The organism is Aliarcobacter faecis, assembly GCF_013201705.1.
In the GTDB taxonomy this organism is placed as follows: Bacteria; Campylobacterota; Campylobacteria; order Campylobacterales; family Arcobacteraceae; genus Aliarcobacter; species Aliarcobacter faecis.
The window spans coordinates 1,707,621-1,730,908 of sequence record NZ_CP053837.1 but is presented as its reverse complement, the minus strand read 5'-3'; the positions used below and the strand labels follow the sequence as shown (position 1 = coordinate 1,730,908).

The 23,288-nt window shown below is 25.7% G+C and carries 22 protein-coding genes and 1 pseudogene; 17 read left to right on the top strand and 6 right to left on the bottom strand.

What is annotated here, in order from left to right:
* From AFAEC_RS08750 to AFAEC_RS08735, 4 genes and pseudogenes are all read left to right on the top strand, one after another.
* Positions 1-963 (top strand): sterol desaturase family protein, encoded by a 963-nt coding sequence (locus AFAEC_RS08750; protein WP_051487607.1) that lies wholly within the window; start codon positions 1-3, stop codon positions 961-963.
* Entirely contained in the window at positions 902-2,029 is a 1,128-nt protein-coding gene (locus AFAEC_RS08745) for a cytochrome-c peroxidase (RefSeq protein ID WP_026806262.1), read from the top strand. Before AFAEC_RS08750 ends, AFAEC_RS08745 begins: the two co-directional genes overlap by 62 nt.
* Positions 2,030-2,135: 106 nt before the next feature.
* Entirely contained in the window at positions 2,136-3,218 is a 1,083-nt protein-coding gene (locus AFAEC_RS08740; RefSeq protein ID WP_051487604.1) for a TonB-dependent siderophore receptor, read from the top strand.
* A gap of 24 nt (positions 3,219-3,242) precedes the next feature.
* Positions 3,243-4,313 (top strand): annotated as a pseudogene (locus tag AFAEC_RS08735) (TonB-dependent receptor); the annotation flags it as partial.
* A gap of 17 nt (positions 4,314-4,330) precedes the next feature.
* Here AFAEC_RS08735 and nhaA read toward each other — a convergent pair.
* On the bottom strand, positions 4,331-5,551 hold the full coding sequence (nhaA, locus tag AFAEC_RS08730) for a Na+/H+ antiporter NhaA (RefSeq protein WP_051487600.1): 1,221 nt from the start codon (positions 5,549-5,551) through the stop codon (positions 4,331-4,333).
* On the bottom strand, positions 5,544-5,918 hold the full coding sequence (locus AFAEC_RS08725) for a Fur family transcriptional regulator (protein ID WP_026806260.1): 375 nt from the start codon (positions 5,916-5,918) through the stop codon (positions 5,544-5,546). The genes nhaA and AFAEC_RS08725 overlap by 8 nt, the downstream gene beginning before the upstream one ends.
* Before the next feature lie 111 nt (positions 5,919-6,029).
* Between AFAEC_RS08725 and AFAEC_RS08720 the strand changes: the two genes are divergently transcribed.
* From AFAEC_RS08720 to AFAEC_RS08710, 3 genes are all read left to right on the top strand, one after another.
* Positions 6,030-6,926: a metal ABC transporter solute-binding protein, Zn/Mn family gene (locus AFAEC_RS08720; protein ID WP_026806259.1), complete on the top strand. Its 897-nt coding sequence runs from the start codon at positions 6,030-6,032 to the stop codon at positions 6,924-6,926.
* On the top strand, positions 6,923-8,386 hold the full coding sequence (locus AFAEC_RS08715; protein WP_026806258.1) for a HoxN/HupN/NixA family nickel/cobalt transporter: 1,464 nt from the start codon (positions 6,923-6,925) through the stop codon (positions 8,384-8,386). The genes AFAEC_RS08720 and AFAEC_RS08715 overlap by 4 nt, the downstream gene beginning before the upstream one ends.
* 108 nt (positions 8,387-8,494) lie before the next feature.
* Positions 8,495-9,685: an ATP-binding protein gene (locus AFAEC_RS08710; protein WP_026806257.1), complete on the top strand. Its 1,191-nt coding sequence runs from the start codon at positions 8,495-8,497 to the stop codon at positions 9,683-9,685.
* A gap of 214 nt (positions 9,686-9,899) precedes the next feature.
* Here AFAEC_RS08710 and AFAEC_RS08705 read toward each other — a convergent pair whose 3' ends face one another.
* The 3 genes from AFAEC_RS08705 to AFAEC_RS08695 are packed head-to-tail and all read right to left on the bottom strand — an operon-like array spanning position 9,900 to position 13,110.
* The gene (locus AFAEC_RS08705) at positions 9,900-10,454 is read right to left on the bottom strand and encodes a GNAT family N-acetyltransferase (protein ID WP_026806256.1); all 555 of its coding nucleotides are present in this window, start codon (positions 10,452-10,454) and stop codon (positions 9,900-9,902) included.
* Positions 10,451-11,953, bottom strand: coding sequence for an aminotransferase class I/II-fold pyridoxal phosphate-dependent enzyme (locus AFAEC_RS08700; RefSeq protein ID WP_026806255.1), 1,503 nt, complete (start codon positions 11,951-11,953; stop codon positions 10,451-10,453). Before AFAEC_RS08700 ends, AFAEC_RS08705 begins: the two co-directional genes overlap by 4 nt.
* Complete coding sequence (locus tag AFAEC_RS08695) at positions 11,950-13,110, bottom strand: PLP-dependent transferase (protein ID WP_026806254.1); 1,161 nt, start codon at positions 13,108-13,110, stop codon at positions 11,950-11,952. The genes AFAEC_RS08700 and AFAEC_RS08695 overlap by 4 nt, the downstream gene beginning before the upstream one ends.
* A gap of 121 nt (positions 13,111-13,231) precedes the next feature.
* On the opposite strand from AFAEC_RS08695, the gene AFAEC_RS08690 reads away from it, so the two are divergent.
* From AFAEC_RS08690 to folE, 9 genes are all read left to right on the top strand, one after another.
* Complete coding sequence (locus AFAEC_RS08690) at positions 13,232-13,939, top strand: L,D-transpeptidase (protein ID WP_225442370.1); 708 nt, start codon at positions 13,232-13,234, stop codon at positions 13,937-13,939.
* 11 nt (positions 13,940-13,950) lie between these two features.
* The gene (locus tag AFAEC_RS08685) at positions 13,951-14,316 is read left to right on the top strand and encodes a hypothetical protein (protein WP_026806252.1); all 366 of its coding nucleotides are present in this window, start codon (positions 13,951-13,953) and stop codon (positions 14,314-14,316) included.
* A 61-nt stretch (positions 14,317-14,377) separates the two neighbouring features.
* Positions 14,378-15,265: a GTPase Era gene (era, locus tag AFAEC_RS08680; protein WP_026806251.1), complete on the top strand. Its 888-nt coding sequence runs from the start codon at positions 14,378-14,380 to the stop codon at positions 15,263-15,265.
* A gap of 75 nt (positions 15,266-15,340) precedes the next feature.
* Positions 15,341-16,213: a hypothetical protein gene (locus AFAEC_RS08675; RefSeq protein WP_026806250.1), complete on the top strand. Its 873-nt coding sequence runs from the start codon at positions 15,341-15,343 to the stop codon at positions 16,211-16,213.
* On the top strand, positions 16,194-16,928 hold the full coding sequence (locus AFAEC_RS08670; protein ID WP_026806249.1) for a hypothetical protein: 735 nt from the start codon (positions 16,194-16,196) through the stop codon (positions 16,926-16,928). The genes AFAEC_RS08675 and AFAEC_RS08670 overlap by 20 nt, the downstream gene beginning before the upstream one ends.
* A complete protein-coding gene (locus tag AFAEC_RS08665) occupies positions 16,900-18,255 on the top strand; it encodes a GspE/PulE family protein (RefSeq protein ID WP_026806248.1) in 1,356 nt (451 codons plus the stop codon). The genes AFAEC_RS08670 and AFAEC_RS08665 overlap by 29 nt, the downstream gene beginning before the upstream one ends.
* Positions 18,252-19,439 (top strand): type II secretion system F family protein, encoded by a 1,188-nt coding sequence (locus AFAEC_RS08660; protein WP_026806247.1) that lies wholly within the window; start codon positions 18,252-18,254, stop codon positions 19,437-19,439. Before AFAEC_RS08665 ends, AFAEC_RS08660 begins: the two co-directional genes overlap by 4 nt.
* 17 nt (positions 19,440-19,456) lie before the next feature.
* Positions 19,457-20,407 carry a magnesium/cobalt transporter CorA gene (gene corA / locus AFAEC_RS08655; protein ID WP_026806246.1) on the top strand — a complete coding sequence of 317 codons (951 nt, stop codon included), beginning with the start codon at positions 19,457-19,459 and terminating at the stop codon, positions 20,405-20,407.
* A gap of 24 nt (positions 20,408-20,431) precedes the next feature.
* The gene (gene folE / locus AFAEC_RS08650) at positions 20,432-21,004 is read left to right on the top strand and encodes a GTP cyclohydrolase I FolE (RefSeq protein WP_026806245.1); all 573 of its coding nucleotides are present in this window, start codon (positions 20,432-20,434) and stop codon (positions 21,002-21,004) included.
* Between the two features lie 20 nt (positions 21,005-21,024).
* On the opposite strand, the gene AFAEC_RS08645 is transcribed toward folE, so the two are convergent.
* Positions 21,025-22,215, bottom strand: coding sequence for a peptidoglycan DD-metalloendopeptidase family protein (locus AFAEC_RS08645; RefSeq protein ID WP_026806244.1), 1,191 nt, complete (start codon positions 22,213-22,215; stop codon positions 21,025-21,027).
* 80 nt (positions 22,216-22,295) lie between these two features.
* Here AFAEC_RS08645 and AFAEC_RS08640 point away from each other — a divergent pair, with 80 nt between their 5' ends.
* Positions 22,296-23,255, top strand: coding sequence for a L,D-transpeptidase family protein (locus AFAEC_RS08640; protein ID WP_026806243.1), 960 nt, complete (start codon positions 22,296-22,298; stop codon positions 23,253-23,255).
* Positions 23,256-23,288 lie beyond the last annotated feature (33 nt).

The following is a 23,288-nucleotide window of genomic DNA, read 5'->3' as shown; positions in this document are numbered from 1 at the left end:
TTGGAGCTTCTTGCCCTTGATTTTTTAACCAATCCAAATAAAAGAGTATATTGGTTATATATACTCTCTAGCTTTTTTTTAGCTATTTTGTATTTTTATTTTACAAATAAAAATACAAAATTAATACTCTCTCATAAACTTTGGTTACATCCTAGTGCAAAGCTCGATTATATTTACTTTTTTTTATCAAATTTAGTAAATATTTTTTTAATAGTTCCTCTTATATTTAGTGCAAAGAGTGTTTCACTTTTTACAAATAAATTTTTATATCAGAATTTTGGTTTTATAGAAATTAATTATTTTACATATTTTGAGATAACAATTCTTTATACAGTTGCTATTTTTGTATTTAGTGATTTTACACGATATTGGTTACATAGATTTTTGCATACAATTCCATTTCTTTGGGAGTTTCATAAAGTTCATCATAGTGCAAAAGTTTTAACTCCTATTACATTTTATAGAGTTCATCCTGTTGAAAATTTCTTATTTGGACTTAGATATGCTTTTAGTGTAGGGTTTATAACAGGTATTTTTATATATCTATTTGGTGCAAAAATAAATATTTATATGGTTTTTGGAGTAAATATTTTGGTTTTCATAACTTCAATTTTTGGTTCAAATTTAAGGCACTCTCATGTTCCATTTGCTTATTTTTCTTTTATAGAAAAGTGGTTTTTATCTCCAAAACAGCATCAAATTCATCATGATAAGAAACATTTTAATAAAAATTATGGAGGATATATTGCTATTTGGGATAGAGTTTTTGGAAGTTTAGCTCTTTCAAAAGATGTAAAAATTCTTAAATTTGGGCTTAGAAAAAATCAAATGAGTGATTATAGTTCAATAAAAGATTTGTATTTACGACCATTTATAAACTTATTAAAAAAGAAAGGAATTTATGAAAAATTTAAAAAACATAGCTCTTTGCACACTTCTAGCATCGAACTTACTAGCAAATAGTATTTCAAAAGAGGATTTAGGAAAAGCTTTATTTTTTGATGTGAATTTATCAAAGAATAGAACTCAAAGTTGTGCAACTTGCCATAATCCAGAAGCTGGTTTTGTTGATGATAGAGATAATGGTATAAATAAAATGGCATCTTTAGGAGATGATTTAAAATCTTTAGGAGATAGACAAGCCCCAACAGCTTCTTATGCAAAATTTTCTCCAAAATTCCATTTTGATGAAAAAAAGGCTCTTTATAAAGGTGGACAGTTTTGGGATGGAAGAGAGACTTCTTTGGAAGGACAAGCTGGTGGTCCACCATTAAATCCAATTGAGATGGGAATGCCAGATAAAAAATCTGTTGTTGATAGATTAAAAGAGAATAGTTTTTATGTAGATAGTTTTAAATCTATGTTTGGAAATGATATATTTGAAGATAATGAAAAAGCTTATAAAGCTATGACAGAAGTTATTGCAAGTTTTGAAAAGACAGATGAATTTTCCCCTTTTGATTCAAAATATGATAGATACTTAAGAGGAGAATATGATTTAACTCCTCTTGAAGATTTAGGAATGTCAATTTTCTTTTCAAATAATAATAATTCCTGTGCTACATGCCATGTTTTAAAAGGTGAAGGAAAAGAGGGTGAAACTTTTACGAATTATGAATTTCATAATATTGGAGTTCCTGTAAATAAGGAGTTAAGAGATAAAAATGGTGTTAAAGAGAAAGATTTAGGGCTTTTAGCAAATACAAATGTAAAAGATAAAAATCAAATAGGAAAATACAAAACACCAACTTTAAGAAATGTAGCTGTAACTTCTCCTTATATGCATAATGGAGTTTTTAAAGATTTGCGAACAGTTGTAGAGTTTTATGATAAATATAATAATAAAGAAAGAGTTCTAAATCCTGAAACAAAAGAGCCTTGGGATGAACCAGAGCATAAAGATACAATATCTTTAAAAGAGTTAAAAGCAAATGCTCAAAATGATAGAAAAGTAGATGCTTTAGTAGCATTTATGAAGCTTCTAACAGATAAAAGATATGAATATCTTTTAGAAAAAAAAGAGAGATAATACTCTCTTTTTCTCAATATTTTTAAAAAATCTAATTAGGACATTTTTAAGACATTATTTCTTTGTATAATAATAGTGATTATTACAATAAAAATAAAGTAAGGAAATGAGAATTTTTAGAAAAAAGATAATACCATTATCTCTTTGCTTATCAATGATTTTAACTACACAAGTAGTGGCAAAAGAGACAATACTTCTTGATACAATAGAAGTTTCGGAGAATGAAAACTCTAAAAGTGGAAGTAGTGAAAATGGTTATGTTGTAAAAGAGCTTAAACAAGTTGGACCTTGGGGAGAAAAATCACTACAAGATACTCCATACTCTATGACAGTTATGCCTCAAGAACTTATTGAGAATTCTATATCAGGTGATATGGATCAAGTTTATAAAATGAATCCAATTATTCAAAACTCTGCCCCAACTTCAGTCTATGGAACACCTTATGCTGCATTTAGAGGCTTTCATAGTCAAGTAGGAATTATGGATGGATTAAGGCTTTCTTCTACTTCAACTGGTATTGCTATGGAAGAACTTGAAAGAGTTGAGATAATAAATGGGCTTACAGGATTTATGTATGGAGTTTCAGGAAGTGAAGGGATAGGTGGAACAACAAATTATGTACTTAAAAGACCAACTTATCAAAGACTTATAAACCTAACTTTAGGAAATTATGGAAATCAACAATGGTTTGGGCATATTGATTTAGGTGATAAAATAGATGAAAAGGGAAAATTTGCATATAGATTAAATGCGTCATATCAAAATGGAGAGACGGGAAAACAGAATCAAAATGTAGAAAGAAGTTTAATAAGTGGGGCATTAGATTGGAATGTAACAGATGATTTTCAACTTCAATTAGAAGCAGCACATACTTATTATAGAATTGATGGTATTGATTCTAGATTTTATGCTTATAAGGATAGTAATTATGGAGCATTAAATTATTGGATAAAACCTTTAAAAAATGATAAAACATATACTACAGATTGGACATATCTTGAAACAAAAACAGATAGATTTGGATTAAATGCAACTTGGAATATAAATGATATTTTTACATTTAGAAGTGCTTATATGTATAAAGAAGATAGACAAGAATCAATAAATATGTATCCTGCATATTTTGCTGATTCAGGTTGGGTAAATGGTTGGGTTTCAAAAAGTACACCATCTTGGAATATTGCATAAGGTGCATATGCTTATTTAGATAGTGAGTTTGATACAAAAGGTATTAAACATAAACTAACTTTTGGAGCTTCAGGAGATATTTTGGATGTAAAAAGATATGAAAATAATTCTAAGAGTGCAGGTAATTCTCCAGCATATAAAAATCCAAATGATATGATGAATTGGGCTAAACCAACAGTCTTAAGTCAAAGTTGGGATTATGGGAAAAAATATAAATCAAGTAAATCTACAAATTCAAATATAATTCTTGGTGACGATATAACTTTCACTGAAAATTGGAGTGCTTTAGTTGGTTATAACTATACAACAGTTGAAACTAAAAATTATAATAGTGATGGAAGTAAAGATGGAGAAGGTTATGACAAATCAGAATTTACTCCAACAGTTTCATTAATTTTTAAACCTTTCGAAGATTTAACAACTTATGTTACTTATATGGAAGGCTTATCTAAAGGAGATATTGTTCCTAATGATCCAATTGAATATAATGACCCAGGTAAAATTCTTGACCCATATATAAGTAAACAATATGAAGTAGGAGCTAAATATGCAGTTTCTGAGAGTTTACTTTTAAGTTCGGCTTTATTTAGAATAGAAAAAGCTAACTCTTATGAAGAAAGAACATCTAATGGTAAAATAACAATAAATCAAGATGGTTTACAAATTCATCAAGGATTAGAGTTAGTAGCAACTGGAAAAATAACTGATGATTTAACTGTTATGACTGGTGGAACTTGGATGGACATAGAAGTTGATAAAACAGACAATCCAGCTTTAAAAGGAAAGCGACCAACAGGAGTTTCTGATTTATTATTAAAACTTTATGCAGAGTATAATATTCCAATGATTCAAGGTTTAACTTTAACTGGTGGAGCATATCATTCTGGAAGTATGTATAAAGATAGTACAAATTTACAGAAAATTGATAGTTATACAATTTATGATGCAGGAGTAAGATATAAAACAAAAATAGATAAATACCCTACAACTTTTAATCTAAATGTAGCAAATCTTACAGATAAAGATTATTGGGTTGCTTCTTATGAGTTAGGAATACCAAGAAATATTGCATTTTCTATGAAAATGGAGTTTTAAAATAGTTTAAAGAGAAATTATTTTCTCTTTAAAATTAAAAGAGTTATACCAATAATAGCAGCACTAATAGAACTAGCAAAAATTCCAATTTTAACTGCACTAACTATTCTTTCATCACTAAATGCTAGATTAGAGATAAATATTGACATCGTAAATCCAATTCCACCTAAGAAACCAACTGCAACTATTTCACTCCAAGTTACATTTGCTGGTTTTGCTGCAATTTTTAGTTTTGTAGCAATATATGTAAATAGAAAAATACCAATAGGTTTTCCTATTAAAAGTCCTAAGGCAACTCCTAAAACTATCATTTTATGCTCTATAACACTTGAAAAATCTATGATAACTCCAGCATTTGCAAGTGCAAAAAGTGGCATAATCAAAAAAGCACTAAAGTTGTGTAGAGCATGTTCTAGTTTTTCTAAAGGTGAACTGTTTTCTTCTACTTTTATATCTTTTATCTTTTTATCTTTAAGTGGAATTGTAAAAGCTAATAAAACTCCTGCAATTGTTGAGTGAATTCCTATTTTATGAACAAAAATCCATAAAAACAGTCCTAAAACTAAATAAGGAAGAAGTTTTTTAACATTAAAATAGTTTAAAAGTAATAAAAGTGAATAAACAACAAAAGCATGAATAAAAAATAGATAATTTATCTCACTTGTATAAAATACTGCAACAACAACAATTGCACCCAAATCATCAACAACAGCTAAAGTTACTAAAAAGAGCTTTATTGACATACTTACACGATTTCCTAAAAGTAATAAAATACCTAGTGCAAAAGCGATATCTGTTGCCATTGGAATTCCAAAGCCTATTGGGTACTCTTTATTTAAAAATAGGTAAATTAAAGCTGGAATTATCATTCCTCCAATTGCTGCGATTATTGGAAAAGAGGCTTTTTTTACACTTGAAAGCTCTCCAATTAACATATCTCTTTTTATTTCAAGCCCAACAACTAAGAAAAATATAGCCATCAAAACATCATTTATCCAGTGAAGAGTACTCATTGAGAAACTATTTTCTCCAAAACCTATAGAAATAGGGCTTTTTAAAATATCAAAATAGAAATCAGAATAGCTAGAGTTTGCTATAATTACAGCAAAAACTGTAACAGCAAAGAGGATAAATCCACTTAAAGTTTCAATAGAGATAAAGTTTTTAATAAAGTTATATCGTTGTTTTAATTTTATAATTTGTGCAAAATGTCTTTTAGTAAAAAAGGAATTATTCATTTTTATTACACTCCTTACATTTTCCTTTTAGAATTATATTGTCTATTTTATAATCATTTAGGGAAAAATTTGGATTTTCATAGATACATTCAATTGCTGAACAGTTTGAGCAAATAAAATGTATATGTTCCTTATCTTTTATCTCAAAATATCTTTTTTTATCATTTGATTCAAAGGAGTTTACAATATTTTCCTCTTCAAAGATTGCTATGTTTCTATAAAAAGTTGCTTTGTCCATAGATATTTTATCTTTTATATCCTCATAACATAGGGGTTTTTTTGAATTTACTAAAATATCTAAGATAGATTTTCTAGCAACAGTTAGTTTTATATTTGAGAAATTATTTGTTTGTTTTAAATTATCCATGAAAATAGTTTATCTAAATAACTATTAAAAATGCTACTAAGTTGCATTAAAGCTTAATATGATTAAAATTCTTAAAAATTTTTGCAACTTAGTTGCATATAAGGAAAATATATGAAAAAAATATTATTAATAGTTACATTTTTGATGTTAAATTTATTTGCTTCAAAACCAGAACTTACAGTTACAATTTTACCACAAAAATATTTTGTACAAAAAATTGTAAAAGATAAATTTGATATCAATGTAATGGTGCCTCCAGGAAGCTCTCCACATAATTTTGAACCAAAACCATCTGCTATGAAAGCACTATTTAATTCAAAGGCTTATTTTACAATAGGAGATCCTAGTGAAAAAGCTTGGATTGAAAAATTTAAGCAAAATGCAAAAAATACAATTTTTGTAGATACAACTTTAGGAATTGAAAAAATAGAGATGTTAGCTCATGAACATCATGATGAAGGTGAACACGACCACGAACACCATGACCATTCACACCACAATCATTCTCATGGTGATGAAGATGCACTTGACCCACATATTTGGTTAGAGCCAAATTTAGTAAAAATTCAAGCAAAAAATATTTATGAAGCAATTATTAAAATAGATGAAGTAAATAGTAATTTTTATAAAGCAAATTATGAAGAGTTTTTAGATGAACTTACAAAACTTGATTTAAAATTACAAAATATTTTAGCACCTTATAAAAATAGAGCTTTTATGGTATTTCATCCATCATGGGGATATTTTGCTAAACGATATGATTTAGAGCAAATTGCTATTGAGATGCAAGGGAAAGAGCCAAAACCAAATGAGTTAGTAAATCTAATAGATGAAGCAAAAAAACATGATATTAAGGTACTTTTTGTAAGTCAGCAATTTTCACAAACAACAGCAAAAACAATCTCAAAAAATCTTAATGCAAATATTGTAATAATAGATCCTTTAAGTGAAGATTTTGAAAATGAATTGATAAAAACAGCAGAGGAAATAGCAAAAAGTTACAAATGATTAGATATTTTATAATTTTTCTTTTTTTAAAGAGCTTCCTATTTGGATGCGCTTTATGTTCAGTTTATACTCCAAAAACATATATTTATACAGATATAAAAGCCAATAATGAGAATATTGAAACTATAAATATAAAGTGGAAATTTGAAAAAGAGTTTACAGATGAGCTTCTACAAATATATGATTTGAATTTAGATAAAACTTTTGATAGTAAAGAGTTAAAGTTAATAGAAGATTCTTTAATTGATTATTTAGCTTCTAAAGATTTTATAACAAAAATCTATTATGACAACGATACAAAAGAGAAAAAATTGAATTTTGTAGTTAAAGATTACAAAATGAGTTTTAAAAAAGGTATTCTAGGGTTTGAGTACAATATATCTTTAAATCAAAGAATTTATGATAAAAGTAGTTTAAGAATTGCTGTTTTTGACAAAGATGGCTATTTCTTTACAATATTTGAAGCTAAAAATCAGACTTTTGATACTCTATATAAATTTAAGAAATCAATAAAAATAAATGAAGTTTCATATACTTTTGATGATATAAATTTATCTCAAAAACAAGAGATTAAAAAAGAGAATTTAAGTGATGAATTAAAGCAAGAGAAAAAAGAGAATATTGAGCCAACAATTGTAAAGGTAGATGAAAAGCCAAAAGGTTTGTTAGATAAATTTATAGAAAATATTAAAAAATCTTTGGTAGATATTGAAAATGGTGATAAATTTGCTTTAATATTTTTACTTATGGCATCTTTTTTATATGGAGTAATTCATGCTTTAGGACCTGGTCATGGAAAAGCTTTGGCATTTTCGTACTTTTCATCTCAAAAAAGTACTTATTTTGAAGCTTTTATAATCTCACTATTAAGTGCTTTTGTACATATAATAGGTGCTTTGTTTATAGTTATTTTTTCAGTTTTTATTCTTCAAAGTGTGTTAAATAATTTTTTAGAAAATAGTGTTTCATATATTACAGCTACTAGTGCAATAATAATTATGTTTTTAGCTTTATATATTTTATATAGAAAAATAAAGAAAAAAAATTGTTCTTGTGTCTCTTGTAGTGTAGAGTTAAAAACTACAAAGTTTGATTTAAAACCACAAAATCAAAATATAAGTTTTGTAAAAACATCTCAAAATAAACCTATTGTAGTTAAAAAAAGAAGTAAAAAACAAGATTTGATTTTTGTTTTAACTGCTGGAATAGTTCCATGTCCAGGGACTGTTTTACTTTTTGTTTATGCTTTTTTACTAAAAACTTATTTTGCAGTAATAATGGCTAGTATTAGTATAAGCTTAGGTATGGCAATAGTTATTTTTGCTTCATCATTTTTAGGAGTAAGTTTACATAAATTATCTTCAAAATCAAAAAATATTGTAAATATTTTAGAGATAGTTGCTCCTATTTTTATGTTTATTTTGGCACTTTTATTACTTTTAAGTTCTATAAAGCTATAAGATTTAAACTATTTGCTTATTCTAAGCAGCAAAAAAATAATAAAATTGCTTGTTTAAATAAGCAAAATATGTTAAAATTGCTTATTAGAATAAACAAAAGGTATAAGTATGGAGAATATTCAACAACTTTTTTATCAACTTTTACAAAAATTTGATGTTCCGTATGAAAGATATTTTTTCTCTAAAGTAAATTTTGATGAAAAATTAATTGGTATTTTAGGAGATAGAGGTATCGGAAAAACTACATTTTTACTTCAATATCTTAAAAAATCTTCTTTAAAATTGAATGAGAAACTATATATAAATGCCGAATATATAGAAATTAGCAGTAAAAATCTTTTTGAACTTGCACAAGAATTTTCGCAAAAGAGTGGAAAACTTTTGGTAATAGATGAGATACATAAACTTGATAATTTTGAAAAAGAGTTGAAACTAATTTATGATTATTTAGATTTAAAAGTTATTTTTAGTGGAAGTAGTGCTTTAAAACTTGAACATTCAAAAGCTGATTTAAGTAGACGAGCTATTTTATATAGATTCCAAGGTTTGAGTTTTAGAGAGTTTCTAGAGTTAAAACTAAATAAAGAATTTCCCAAATATACTCTTGATGAGTTAGTAGAAAATCATATGCAAATAGCTTATGATTTGAGTTCAAACTTTAAACCTTTTGAGTATTTCAAAGAGTATTTGGAGTATGGGTACTATCCTTTTTATTTTGATACACCCAAAGAGAATTTTTATATAAGGTTAAATGAAGTTATAAATACCACAATAGAGTTTGATTTAAGCCATATTTTCAATATTGAACCAAAGTTTATTATAAAATTAAAACAACTTGTATCTTTGATTTGTCAAAGTAAACCTTATGAGTTAAATTTATCAAAACTTGCACAAAAAATAGAGATAAATAGAAATACACTTTATCAATATATCTATTATTTAGGTCGTGGGAATTTGTTTAATATTATTTATTCAAAAACAAGAGGTGATAATATCTTTACAAAACCTCAAAAACTATATTTAGCAAATACAAATTTAAACTTTGCCTACTCAAATCAAAATGAAATAGGAACAATAAGAGAGACTTTTTTTGCAAATCAATTAAAAGAGCAATATGAAGTTTTATATCCAACAAGTGGAGATTTTTTAATAGATGAGAGATTTATTTTTGAAATAGGTGGAAAAAATAAAAGTTTTTCTCAAATCAAAGATATAGAAAATAGCTTTATAGTTGCTGATGATATAGAGATTGGTTCAAGTGGAAAAATTCCACTTTGGCTTTTTGGGTTTTTGTATTAAGGTTTTTGGTTTCTTTGGAACTAAGAATTTGTTACTAGCCTTTTCTGGAACTGCGACTTTAGGTCTATCTAAAGAGTTAATAACAACAATTCGTTTGTAAATTTATAAATAGTCGTTATTTTCACTTTTCTAAGGCTAATGTTTTTGTGCTTTAGAACTACCTTTCTCAACATTTGCTAAAGCAAAGTTTCGCTCTAATTTGAGTTCCAAAAAATTAAACTTCTTTTATCATATGATAAAAGTTAGTTCCAGATACTTCTAATGTATCATTTATACAAAAGCCCATTTTTTCATACAAACTTCTAGCTTTCTCTTTTTTATAATCAACCAAAAGTGAAGCTTTTTTAAATCCTTTTTGTTTTGCTAAATCAAAGAAATAGGTAAAAAACTCTTTGGCAATTCCTTGCCTTTGAAAGTTTTCATCAACACTTATTGTATCAAGATAGAACTCATTTGAAAAACACTCTTTTTCAAAACTATCTCTAAAAATTCCTTTGTTTTTTAGAACATCTAGTATTGGTTTATCCAAAGTTTCAACATCATTTGAAGAGTAAGCTATTAAAATTCCTACTATTTTTTCATCTTTTGTATATGTGTAAATATTGTTGTGTGAAAGACGGCAAATCTCCATTTTTATATACTTTTCTAAAGTATTTATAACCTTTTTTTCATCTTTTTCACCAGTTAGCGTGTTTGCTATATCATCTATTGCATTTATTATTAGTTTTGCAATATTATTTATATTGTTTTTATTTGCTTTTTGTATCAAATTAAATCCTTTACTCTTAAAAACTCTTTTTTTATCTCTTCTATATTTTCAGTTCCTACTGAAACTCTTATAAGATTTATAGGGAGTTCTATTTTTTCTAAAAATTCTCTACCTTTTTTGCTTATTATTAAATCATAATGAGCAAGATAAGTATAAGGCATAAGTAGAGTAAATTCAGTACCTAGACTAGGACCTTTTGCAAAATTTAGATTATTATAAATTTTTTCAAAATCTTTTTCTATATAAATAGATACTATTCCACAAAGTGAATTTTCATCAATAGTGAGTTTAGAATAAGTCTCAAAATTCTCTTTGTCTAAACAGGAATAAACCCTATTTATATATGGTAAAGTTGGTAAAAATTCAATAAGCTTTTTTGTATTTTGAGATATCTTTTTTACTCTTGTTTTGTAATTTACAATTTCTAAAGCTATTCTTTGCATATCTTTTATATATGGTTTATCACTATGATTAAAGAACTCATTTTTTATATGAGATATTTTAAAATTACTATTTAAAATAATAGCTCCCATTAAAACATCAGCATTTCCACACGCAAATTTTGTCAAAGATTCTACAAAAATATCAGCATAAGGTTTTAAGTTTAGATTATATGGAGTTGCAAAAGTTGAGTCTATTACTAAAACAATATTATAAATATCACAAAGTTCTCTTAATTTCTCCAAATTTGCAGTTTTTACAAGAGGATTTGTAGGAACTTCTGTAATAATTGCAAGAGTTCTATTTCTATTGTTTTTTAAATACTCCTCTAGAATTTCTAAATTCGTAACATCATAAAAAACTTTGCTCTCTTCAAAATAGTGGTTTACAATATTTGTAGTATCTAAATATAGCCATCCAAATTGGATTAAGATAGATTTACCATTTCTTGCTTGAATGCTTTTAAGAGCTTTTAAAACACTATAAATTGCATTCATTCCAGATGGAGTTAAGCAAATATTCTCTTTTTTTTCATTGTAGGCATCTGCAAGAGTTGATATGATAATATCTTCTGATTTTGAACTCTCTTCTAACTCTTCACAATGAAGCTTATCTAAAACACCAATTTTATATAAATAATCTTCAGCAAGTCTTGAACTAAGATTGTATCCAACATATTGGATAAATTTTAAAACTTTTTGATATTGCCGACCTTTTAATACTTTTATAACTCCAAAAGGTTCATTAAAAGGAAATTCATTATGTATAAAATATTTATCACTTACTACTTTTACAGCTTTTTGACTACTTAGTAAAATTAGTTCATATTCAGCTGGAATTTTATATTTTTCTTTTAAATATGAGGCTAATTCTTTTAAATAAGGGTGAATTACAAATCTGGGGTATGCAACAGTTATTTTTTCTAAAATTTCAGGAGTTTGTTCTTCATAATCTATTACATCTTGTAAAGTTGGCATTGAAGTTGAGACAGCGTGAATATTAGTTTGTGGAAGAGTCTCTCCACAAACTATTGGTTTAAAAATAGAATCTCTTATCATTTTATCGCTTGTAATAAATCTCTTTTTAAATCTTCAAAGTCTTCAAAACCAATAGCAAATCGTACTGTACTATCACTTATTCCAATAGCTTTTAGCTCCTCTTTAGAAAAACTAGCATGAGAGATTTTTGAAGGAATTTCGACTCTACTATCAGGACTTCCAAAAGAGCATTTTTCTCCAAATATTTTGCTATTTTCTATAAATTTTTCTGCTAATTCAACAGTTTTAAAATCAGCACAAAAAACTCCAGGAATTATTTTCATCTGTTTTTTTGCTAATTTTCTATTTTCGTGTGATTTTAAAGCAGGATGAGTTACTTTTGTAATAAAATCTTGCTTTTGTAAAAATTTTGCTAATTTAATAGAGTTTTTACTACTTGCTTTTGCTCTTATTTTTAAACTAGGAATTCCTAAAGATATTAGATGAACATCAAGTGGATTTTGATTGTGTCCATGAGCATTTGAGTAGTAGTGAAGTTTATCTGAGTTCTCTTTAGTTTTTGCAACAATTGCTCCAGCAATTACACTTCCATGCCCACTTATATATTTTGTAGTTGAAAATAGTGAAAAATCAGCTCCTAAATCAAGAGGTTTTTGGCTTATAAAAGTAGCAAGTGAGTTATCAACTGCAAAAAGTGAATTATATTTTTTACAAAGATTTGCAACTTTTTCTAAATCAATTATTTTTAATCCTGGATTTGTTGGGCTTTCGCAAAGAGTTAAATCTACACTAGAAGTTTTTAAAATATGTTCAAGCATTGAAAAATCGTGAAAATCTGCTTTTATTACTTCAATATTATATTTCTCTTTATAGATTTTTAAAAGTCTATTTGTTCCACCATAGCAATCAGCTTCTACTAAAATTGTAGAGTTTGCTTTTAAAACTGTTTCAAAAAGTAGATTTACACTAGCAATTCCTGTATGTGTACATACACAACCAGCTCCATTTTCAGCATAGGCAAAGAGATTTTCTAAGCTTTCTCTTGTTGGATTATCACTCCTTGTATAATCATAAATCTTTTCACCATTTTCACTACTTTGTTTTTTTAAGTCAAAAGTTGCAGTGTTATAAATAGGAAAATGTGATGAACCTGTAACATCTTTAAAAGGGGCAAAAGATGTAGGATGGCAAAGTGTTGTTTCAAGGCTATTTTTCATAAGTTTTTCCAGATTTTTTTATAATTTTTGTTAAATTGTACCTAAGAAATTGTTAATCTAATTTGATAGTAAAAAATGTTATAAATCTATTTTAGAATCAAAAGAATAAGGAATATAAGCATTGTTTAGAGTTTTGTTATTAGTTTTACTTATGGTTTCTCAACTATTTTCAAAAGAGAGTAAAGAGTCTTTAATTAAAATTGATGAGTTTATAGAAAAATTTTCTAAAATAAAAGTTTTTGATGAAGATAAATTTGTAGAAGATTTCTCAAAAATAGGGACAAAAATAATAGATAAATATACTCCAAAACTATCAACATTTAAAAAAGTTGATAATATTTTAAGTGAAACAGGCTCTTATGATAAGATAATAATTGATGTTGATTCATCAACAAATATTTTAAGTGTAAATGCAAAAGTTGATGATAAATTAAAACTTTTAAAAAGTTATAAAGTTTCAACTGCTAGAAAAGATATTAAAAAGCCTTTAGGAGTTGGCGAAATCACATCAATTACTCTAAATCCTGTTTGGTATCCAACAGCTGATACTATAGAGAGTTTTAGAAAAAAAGGGATAATTTTACCAAAAGTTGTAAAAGGTGGAGATAAACTAAACTATATGGGAAGTGCAAAGATAAATTTAAGTCATAAAGTTGATGGGAAAGATACCTTTAGAATACATGGAACTTTAAGTGAGAAAACTATTGGAAGTTATGAATCAAGTGGTTGTATTAGGATGAAAAATAGTGAAGTTGTTGAACTTGTAGGGCTTTTAAAGGAGTTTATCGAGTTTAAAAGTATGGAAGATATAAAAGTTGTATTAAAATAGGAAGGAAGAGTATGAATAAAATAGAGATAAATATAGATAAATTTGGTGGAAGTTTTAAACTTTTTTGTCCATTTACAAATGAAAAATTAGATCATGATAGTGGTTCTTTAGAAATTTATGAAGGTTCAGGAGAGTATATATTTTCTATGTGTGAGGATTGTATGTTTTTTGATGTTGGAAATAATAGTGAAATAGAAAAATATTGGAAAAATAGACCTTTAGAAGCTATTGAAAAATTTGTACAAAATCATAAAGATAAAAATATTTTAGTTATTGAAGTTACATTTAAAGATGAAAAATATTACTTTGGTTTTTTAAATGAAAAAAATATAGAGCTTAGTGAAGGTGAAATAGAAAAGAGATTTATAAAAGCATAAAAAGAGTAAATAGTAAAATTATGGTAATATAAAATATAAAATTAAAAAAAGGCAAAAAAATATGACAAAATGTGGATATGTTTCAGTTGTTGGTCGTCCAAATGCTGGGAAAAGCTCACTTCTAAATTGGCTTGTTGGTGAAAAAATTGCGATGGTTTCACATAAAGCAAATGCAACAAGAAGAAGATCAAATATAATTGTTATGCATGAAGATGACCAAATTATTTTTGTGGACACTCCTGGAATTCATGAGACTGAAAAATTATTAAATCAATTTATGCTTGAAGAGGCTTTAAAAGCTATGGGAGACTGTGATTTAATACTTTTTTTAGCTCCAGTTACTGATAGTTTAAAATATTATGAAGATTTTTTAGAGAAAAATAAAAAAAATACAAAGCATATTTTACTTCTTACAAAGATAGATTTTATTAATAGTGATGAATTAATGATAAAGCTAAAAGAGTATGAAAAATATAGTGAAAATTACGAAGCTATTATTCCTGTGTCAATTAAAAAAGCTACAAAAAAGGCTGATATTTTAGATGAGGTTGTAAAATATTTACCAGAACATCCATATTTATTTGACCCAGAAATTATGACAACAGAGCATTTAAGAGATATTTATAAAGAGTTTATAAGAGAGTCAATTTTTGAAAATATTAGTGATGAAATCCCTTATGAAACAGATGTTGTTGTAAATAAAGTTGAAGAAAAAGTAAATGTTGATGTGATAAAAGCTACTATAATTGTGCAAAAAGATACTCAAAAAGGTATGATTATTGGTCAAAATGCAACTGCAATAAAAAGAATAGGAAAAGCTGCAAGAATAAAAATAGAAAAATTAAGTGGTAAAAAGTGCTATTTGGAACTTTTTGTAAGTATAAAGAAAAACTGGACAAAAAATAAAGATGCCTTAAAATCAATGGGATATGATATAGAAATTCAATAATATAATTTAAAATATTATTTTAAGCTACAATTTTATAAACTTATTTTTTTAAAGATTCTAAAATATGAGCTTAAAATGGATAGTTTTTATAGCATTGAAGATATCGAAATCATAGAGATTGAAGCTAGTGAAGAGATAGAGAAGAAAAACTTAAAAAGTTTTATCTCTACTTTTTTAGAACTAAAATATATAAACCTTTCTAAAGACTCAAAAGTTATTTTAAACTACATAAATGAGTTGGGAATTTATCAACTTCTGATACTAAATAGTAATTTCAAACACCTCGAACTTGAACTATTTTCTAAAATTTATGAAGAGAATAATCAAAAAAATATAATAGCTTTCTTATATGGAAATTACTTTTTAATATTCAAAAATAGTAAATTCTACTATTTGCAAAAAATAGAAGAGAATATAAAAATAGTTGAACTTATGGGTTATTTAAATAAAAATTTTCAAATAGATTTACAAACTCTTATAACTATAGATAAAGAGAGTTTATATTTAAAAAAAGATGAATTCTTACAAAGTAAGAATAAGAATAGTATAGAGTTTTTTGATTTAAATAAAAACTACTCATTTTTTAGTTATATTTTTTATCTGTTGATTTTGACTATTTTTACTTTATTTTTTTATCCAAATGAAAATATAGAGATTAAAAGTGATGTTCAAAATTTTGATACAAGTAATATTCTTGAGAATTATAAATTTAATAGTTTTGAAGATAAAGCTAGAAAAATAATTTATAAATTAAATCAAAAAAATTTAAATTTAATAGGTTTTGAGTTTGATACAAATATCTTAAAATTAGAGGTAAATTCAAAAAACAAAGAAGATATTTATAAATTTTTAGAAGATAATGAGATAGTTTTTTCATCTTCAAATATAGATTTTATAGAGGATAAAAATATCTTTAAGGCTAGTTTAGATGTTAAAATATTTGAATGAAAAATTTATTTATAGTTCAAAAAAGACAAAAATTGAACTATATATTTTGCCAATGTTAATAATATCTTTACTCTTTATATTTTTTGATAAAACTCAAATTCAAAATGAAAATATAACTCCTAAAGTAGAAAATTATGAGCTTGGAAATAGAAAAATGAAAGAGAATATTTTAGAAATTATCTCAAAAATTGAAAATTTAGCAAAAGAGAACACAATTTTTATAATAAAAAGTGAGAAAAAAGAGCTAGAAATATTTTTAAGTTTTAGTGGAGAATTAAATAATATTTTTGAATTTATAGCTCAAATTGAGAGATTAAATAGTTTTAGTAATATTAAATTTATAAATTATAAAAAAGAGGAAAATAAGAATTTAGTAAATCTAAAAGTTGATTTTTCAAAATTCTTTATAAAAAAATTATCTACACAAACTTCATATGAAAGAGTATTTTTAAAAGATAATTTAGAATTTAACCAAAATAATCAAGAGATTGAAAAAGTAGAAAATAGTTTTGAAGAGATAGAAAAAATAGATTTTAAGATAAATGCAATTGTAGGAGATTTTGCATTTATAAATGGAATTTGGGTTAAAAAAAATGAAGAGATAAATGGTTTTAAATTAATAAAAATTTTTAGAGATTATGTGGTTTTAAAAAATAAAAATGAAGAGATAAAATTGGAGTTGTCTTATGCAAAATATCTTAAAAACCTTGATTAATTATTCACTTTTTACAAAGTATGAGAAAGGTTATTTTATAAAAAATAGAGTTGTTCCTATTTTAGAAGATTCAATTAGCTTAAAACTAGCTGTTTGTAAAAGTTCAAATTTACAAACTATAAAAGATGATTTTTCAAAAATCCTAAATTTTGTTGAAGTAAATGAGCTAGATATTCTATTTTTACTCTCTAATTTAGAGATTAAAATTGAGCTATTTTTGATTTTACAAAAGATAAATAGTGGTACAGATAGTTATATTAAAGAGTTTGTTGAAAAGATTTTACTTTTTGCAATAGAGAAAAGAGCTAGTGATATGCATATTGAGAAGTTTGAAAATAGAGCTCTCTTTAAATTTAGAGTTGATGGAAAATTAAAGATATTTTTTGTAATCGAATTTAGTTATTTCTCACAAATATCTTCTTATTTAAAACTTTTATCAAATTTGGATATTACCCAAATAAGGCTTCCTCTTGATGGAAGATTCTCTTTAAATATCAGAGATAAAAAGTATGATTTTAGGTTTTCTTCAATGCCTACAATAGAGGCTGAATCTTTGGTTTTAAGAGTTCTTGATAGTAAAAATATAGATAAAAGCCTTCAAACTTTGGGATTAAGTCAAAATATTTATGAAATTTTAATAAATAATTTACAAATAAGTTCAGGATTGATTTTAATTAGTGGACCAACAGGAAGTGGAAAAACAACAACTTTATACTCAATTTTGAAAGAGTTAAATAGTGAAGATAAAAAAATAATAACTATTGAAGACCCAGTTGAGTATAAAATTCCTTCTATAAATCAGATTCCAGTAAATAGCAAAATAGGGCTTAGTTTTGAACTTGCTTTGAAAAATATCTTAAGGCAAGATCCAGATATTATTTTTATTGGAGAAATAAGAGATAAATTTTCACTTGATATCGCTCTTCAAGCTTCATTAACTGGACATTTAGTACTTGCTAGTATTCATGCGAATAGTTCTCTTGAAACAATTACAAGATTACTTGATTTAAAAGCAGATCCTTTTTTAATTGCTACTAGTTTAAAGTTAGTTATGGCTCAAAGATTGGTTTTGAATTATTGTATAAAGTGTGCTTCAAATGGTTGTAGTTTTTGTAATTTTACAAAATATTATGAGAGAAGTTCTATTGCTGAGATATTAAAAATAGATGATGAACTATCTAGTTTGATTTTTAAAAAATCAAATAAACAAGAGTTTTTAAACTACTTAAAAAGTATAAATTTTCAAACTTTGAAAGATGATGGAATGCTTAAGGTAAGAGAGAATAAAACTTCTAAAGAAGAGGTATTAAAAGTGGTAAATATATGAAAAAATATAAAATTATTTATCAAAAAAATCAGAATATTAAAGAGCTGATTTTAGAGTGTAATGATATAAATATAGAAAAAAAGCCCAAAAATATTTTAAAAATTATTGAGTTAAAAAGAAGTTTTGATTTTAACTATTTTAAAAAGATAAGAGTTGATGATAAAAGTTTGAATTTACTATTTTATGAACTAAATTTAATGTTATCTTCAAATATAAATATAGCTGATGCAATAGATATTTTAATCAAAAATAAGAAAGATAAGAATGTTTTACTATTTTTAGAGAGTTTAAAAAATAGTTTTATAGAACAAAATAGTGTTAAAAATAATTTTGATAATTTTAGAATAAATCCTTTATTTAAACAGTTCTCAAAAATCTTATTCCAAGGAGGAGATATAGCTTTAAATATTGAAGCCATATCTAAACTATTAATAGAGATAAATGAGATAAAAAAGAGATTTTATAAAGCTATCTCATATCCAATTTTTCTATTAATTACCTTTTTTATCTCTTTATTATCAATTTTTCTTTTTGTTGTTCCAAATTTTAAAACTATATTTATGCAAAGTCAAAGTGAACTCCCATTGGCAACAGAACTTTTACTAAAATTTGAGTATTTTTTTGTAAACTACTATCTTCTTTTCATTTTGAGCATACTCTTTTTATCAATAGTTTTTTATTTTATTTATAAAAAAAGCTTAAAAGTAGAATATTTCATTGATAAAATATTGATAAATAATATTTTTTTACTAAAAGATATAAATTTATCTTTGCAACTTTATAAGCTATTTTTATTAATAGAGATTATGCAAAAATCACAGTTTGAGTTTCATAAATGTTTTAAAAGCTCTAAAGTTTTATTAGAAAACAAATATCTATTAGATAAAATATATATTATTGATAATTTTTTAGAAAATGGGAAATCTATAAATATCTCTTTTTGTGAATCAAAAATATTTGATGATATAGTTTTAAATTTAATAAATACAGGTGAAGTTTCAAACTCTTTACCTTTAGTTATTAGTGAAATTAAAATGATTTACAAAAATAGATTTGATGAGAGAGTAGGTTTTTTGATATCATTAATACAACCAACATTTCTTGTATTTATTATGATTTTAATACTTTGGATAGTAATAGCAATATTTGTTCCAATTTGGGATATGGGAAATATTATAAAATAGTTTTAAAAGGAGTAAGTTTGATTAGTTGCTATGTAAAAAAGGGAAATAGACTTACTGTTATAGAAGGTATGGAATATCTAAAAGATATAGAAGATAGAAAAAGTGTTATTTGGATTGATATGCTTCTTCCAACAATTGATGAAGTAAAGACTATTGAATCGATATTTGATATAGAGTTTCCAACAAAACAAGAGAGTGAAGAGATTGAGCTTAGTTCACGATATTGGGAAGAAGCAAATCGAATAGAGATAAATAGTTACTTCTTGATAAATGATAATAAAGATCCTGTAAATGAGACAGTTTCATTTATTTTACAAGGGGATTTATTAATATCAATTAGGTATAAAAAACTAGCAAGTTTTAATACTTCAATTAAAAAACTTCTCGCAAGTCCAAGAGAATATAAAACTGGGTACTCTATTTTTAGTCAGATTATTGATATTAGAATTGATGCAGATGCTGATATTATTGAAAATTTAAGTAAAGATATAGCCGCAATTAGAAAACAAGCTTTTGATGATGATGTTGATAATGAAGATTTATTGGAACAGATGTCAATATTTGAGAATTTAAATATGAAAATAAGAGAAAATCTTACAGATAAGCAAAGAATATTAAACTCTTTGCTAAAATCTCAAAGAGTAACTGAGGATAAAAGTGAACTTCCTATTATGTTAAAAGATATTAGGTCATTAATAGATCATACAAATTTTAACTTTGAAAGACTTGATTATTTACAAAATATTTTTGTAGGACTTTTAAGTGTTGAACAAAATAAGGTTATTAAAATCTTTACAATTGTAAATGTTATTTTCCTACCACCAACACTTGTTGCTAGTATTTACGGGATGAACTTTCATCTTATGCCTGAGCTTGATTGGGAATTTGGGTATCTATTTTCAGTCGGAGTTATGATTTTATCAGCTGTTACACCTTTGATAATCTTTAGAAAAAAAGGTTGGATATAAAAATTTTAAAAGGAATTATTTATTATGGATAAAGAGCTTGAATTTGAGAATTCAGTAAAAAATATATTAGAATATATAGGAGAAGATACACAAAGAGAAGGACTTTTAGATACTCCCAAAAGAGTAAGAAAAGCTTTTGAATTTATGTGTAGTGGATATAAACAATCTCCAAAAGAGATTATTCAAAAGGCATTATTTACTTCAACAAATGATGAAATGGTTGTTGTAAAAGATATTGAATTTTACTCATTTTGTGAACATCATATGTTACCAATAATTGGAAAAGCTCATGTTGCTTATATTCCAAATGGCAAAGTTGTTGGACTTAGTAAAATTCCAAGAGTTGTTGATGTTTTTGCAAGAAGATTACAGATTCAAGAGCAGATGACAGAGCAAATTTGTGATGCTTTAAATGAATATTTAAAACCAAAAGGTGTTGCAGTTATTATAGATGCAAGACATATGTGTATGGAGATGAGAGGAGTTGAAAAAATATGTTCAACTACTATAACTTCATCTTTAAGAGGACTTTTTAAAAGTGATAAAAAAACAAAAGATGAGTTTTTATCTATCGTTTCGGCATCTTTTCAGAAGTAAAATAGAACCTTTGTTCTATTTTACATCACATTAATTTCGCTTCTATCTTTTGTTCTTTCAAATTTATTTGGAAGAGTTCTATTTTCATTTGCTATCTCTTTTTCAAATCTTTTTATAATATTTTGAGAATTTGCCAAAAATGAAGCTTTCTCTTTTGCTTCAAGCCCATCAGTTTGAGGTTTTTTAATAACACTTAAGGCATCAATTGCAACACCATTTTTGTACATACCTAAATGTAAATGAGGACCTGAACTAAGTCCTGTTGAACCAACATAACCTATATGTTCCCCTTTTTTTATCATTTGACCTTGTCTAATTCCTTTTGCAAAGCCATTTTGATGACCATATAGAGTTTTATAGCCATTTTGGTGATTTATTATAATAGTTTTCCCATAACCACCTTGTGTTCCTACAAATTCAATTTTTCCATCTCCCGCAGCATAGATATTTCTTCCTGTAGGTGCTGCAAAATCTGTTCCTAAATGGGCTCTATATCGTTTTAAAACAGGATGATATCTTTTATTTGTAAAATGGCTAGAAATTCTTGAGTATGCTAAAGGGATTTGGAAAAAAAAAGTTTGAGTAAATCCAACACCCTTTTCATCATAGTATTTGTCATCTTTTGAATATTTAAATCTATAATAGGGTTTTTTATTTATTTGGACCATAGCTGAGCTAATTTCTGGCATTCCAAAAGGTTTACCCAAATAAGATTTTTGAGTATATTGTATAGCTATAAAATCACCTTTTTGCATCTTCCTAAAGTTTACATCACTCCCTTTAAATAGGGATTGAACTATTGCTGAAAGATAAGAGTTACCTGTAACTTTAAAGATATCGTTTGAAATTGACTCATTTATCTCTATGGCTACAAATTCTGAATTTTCAACATAATCTATTGGAAGAGTTTGGAATTTATAATTATTTGAGCTATCTTTGTAAATATGAAGTTGAATATCACTAGATACTGGAATTAGTACTTGATTTAAATCTCCATTATCTTCTGTATATAAAAAATAGTTATTTTCAGCTTGAATTTCACTACAAAGTTCTTTATCTTCTTTTTCAAGGTCATAGTATAAATTTAATGGAATTTTATATTTTTCTAAAAATGTTAAAAAAGTTTCTCCTCTTGGCCAGCTAAGTTCTTCAATTTGAGCACCAAGCAGAGTATTTATAAATAAAATAGTAAATATAATAACTTTTCTCATAATTTATCTCTTTTTTTATTAAAAAATTAGGGTATTGATTATACAATTTCGCAACTTAAAGAACAAATGGAGTAAGAAAATTGTTTAAAATTGTAGTTTTTTTAATTTTAGCATTGAGTTTAAATGCAAAAGAGTTGATGGATATTTATAGAATGGAAGGGATTAAAGCAGTTGAACAAGAACTTGAAAAAAACTTAAGAGATGTAAACTTTTGGAAAAAATATTTAGAAAAAAGAAATGTTGAGTATGGTTATTATGAGTACAATAAATATGTGATTCTTGCAGAAAAAGAGAATAAAGAGTTAAGTATATTTGAAAATTTGGAAGATGATTATAAATTAATCTCTAAAGAGAAAATGATAATTGGTGAAAATAGTGGTGATAAGCTTTTAGAAGGGGATAAAAAAACTCCTGAAGGTTCTTATGATTTACTTCAGAAAAAAACTGGACTTGATCAATTTTATGGACCATTTGCCCTAGTAACTTCATATCCAAATAGCTTTGATCAAAGTTTAAATAAAAAAGGCCATGGAATTTGGATACATGGGATGCCTTTAAATGGAGATAGAGAGAGCTTTACACAAGGTTGTTTAGCTATTGATAATGAGAGATTAAAATCTTTAGATAGTAATATAAATTTAAAAAAAACAGTTTTAATAACAAGTCATAATGAGTTAAAAAAAGCAACTAAAGATGATATTGCAATTATTTTAAGTTCGATTTATAAATGGAAAGATGCTTGGAAATACTCAAATATTGAAGAGTATTTATCATTTTACTCGAAAGATTTTAAAAGGGCAGATAGAAGTGATTTTAATACTTTTTCAAATCAAAAAAGACAAATTTTTGCAAAAAATGAAAATAAAACTATAAATTTATTTAATATTGATATCTCTCCTTATCCAAACTCTTTAGATAAAACTATGTATAGAGTTTTAATGGATGAAGAGTATGTTAGTCCTAGTGTTCAATTTTATGGTAAAAAAGAACTTTTTGTAGAAGTATCAAATAATAAACTACAAATCCTAACTGAAGATTAAAAACTTTTTTAACTCTTTTTAGATACAATCGCC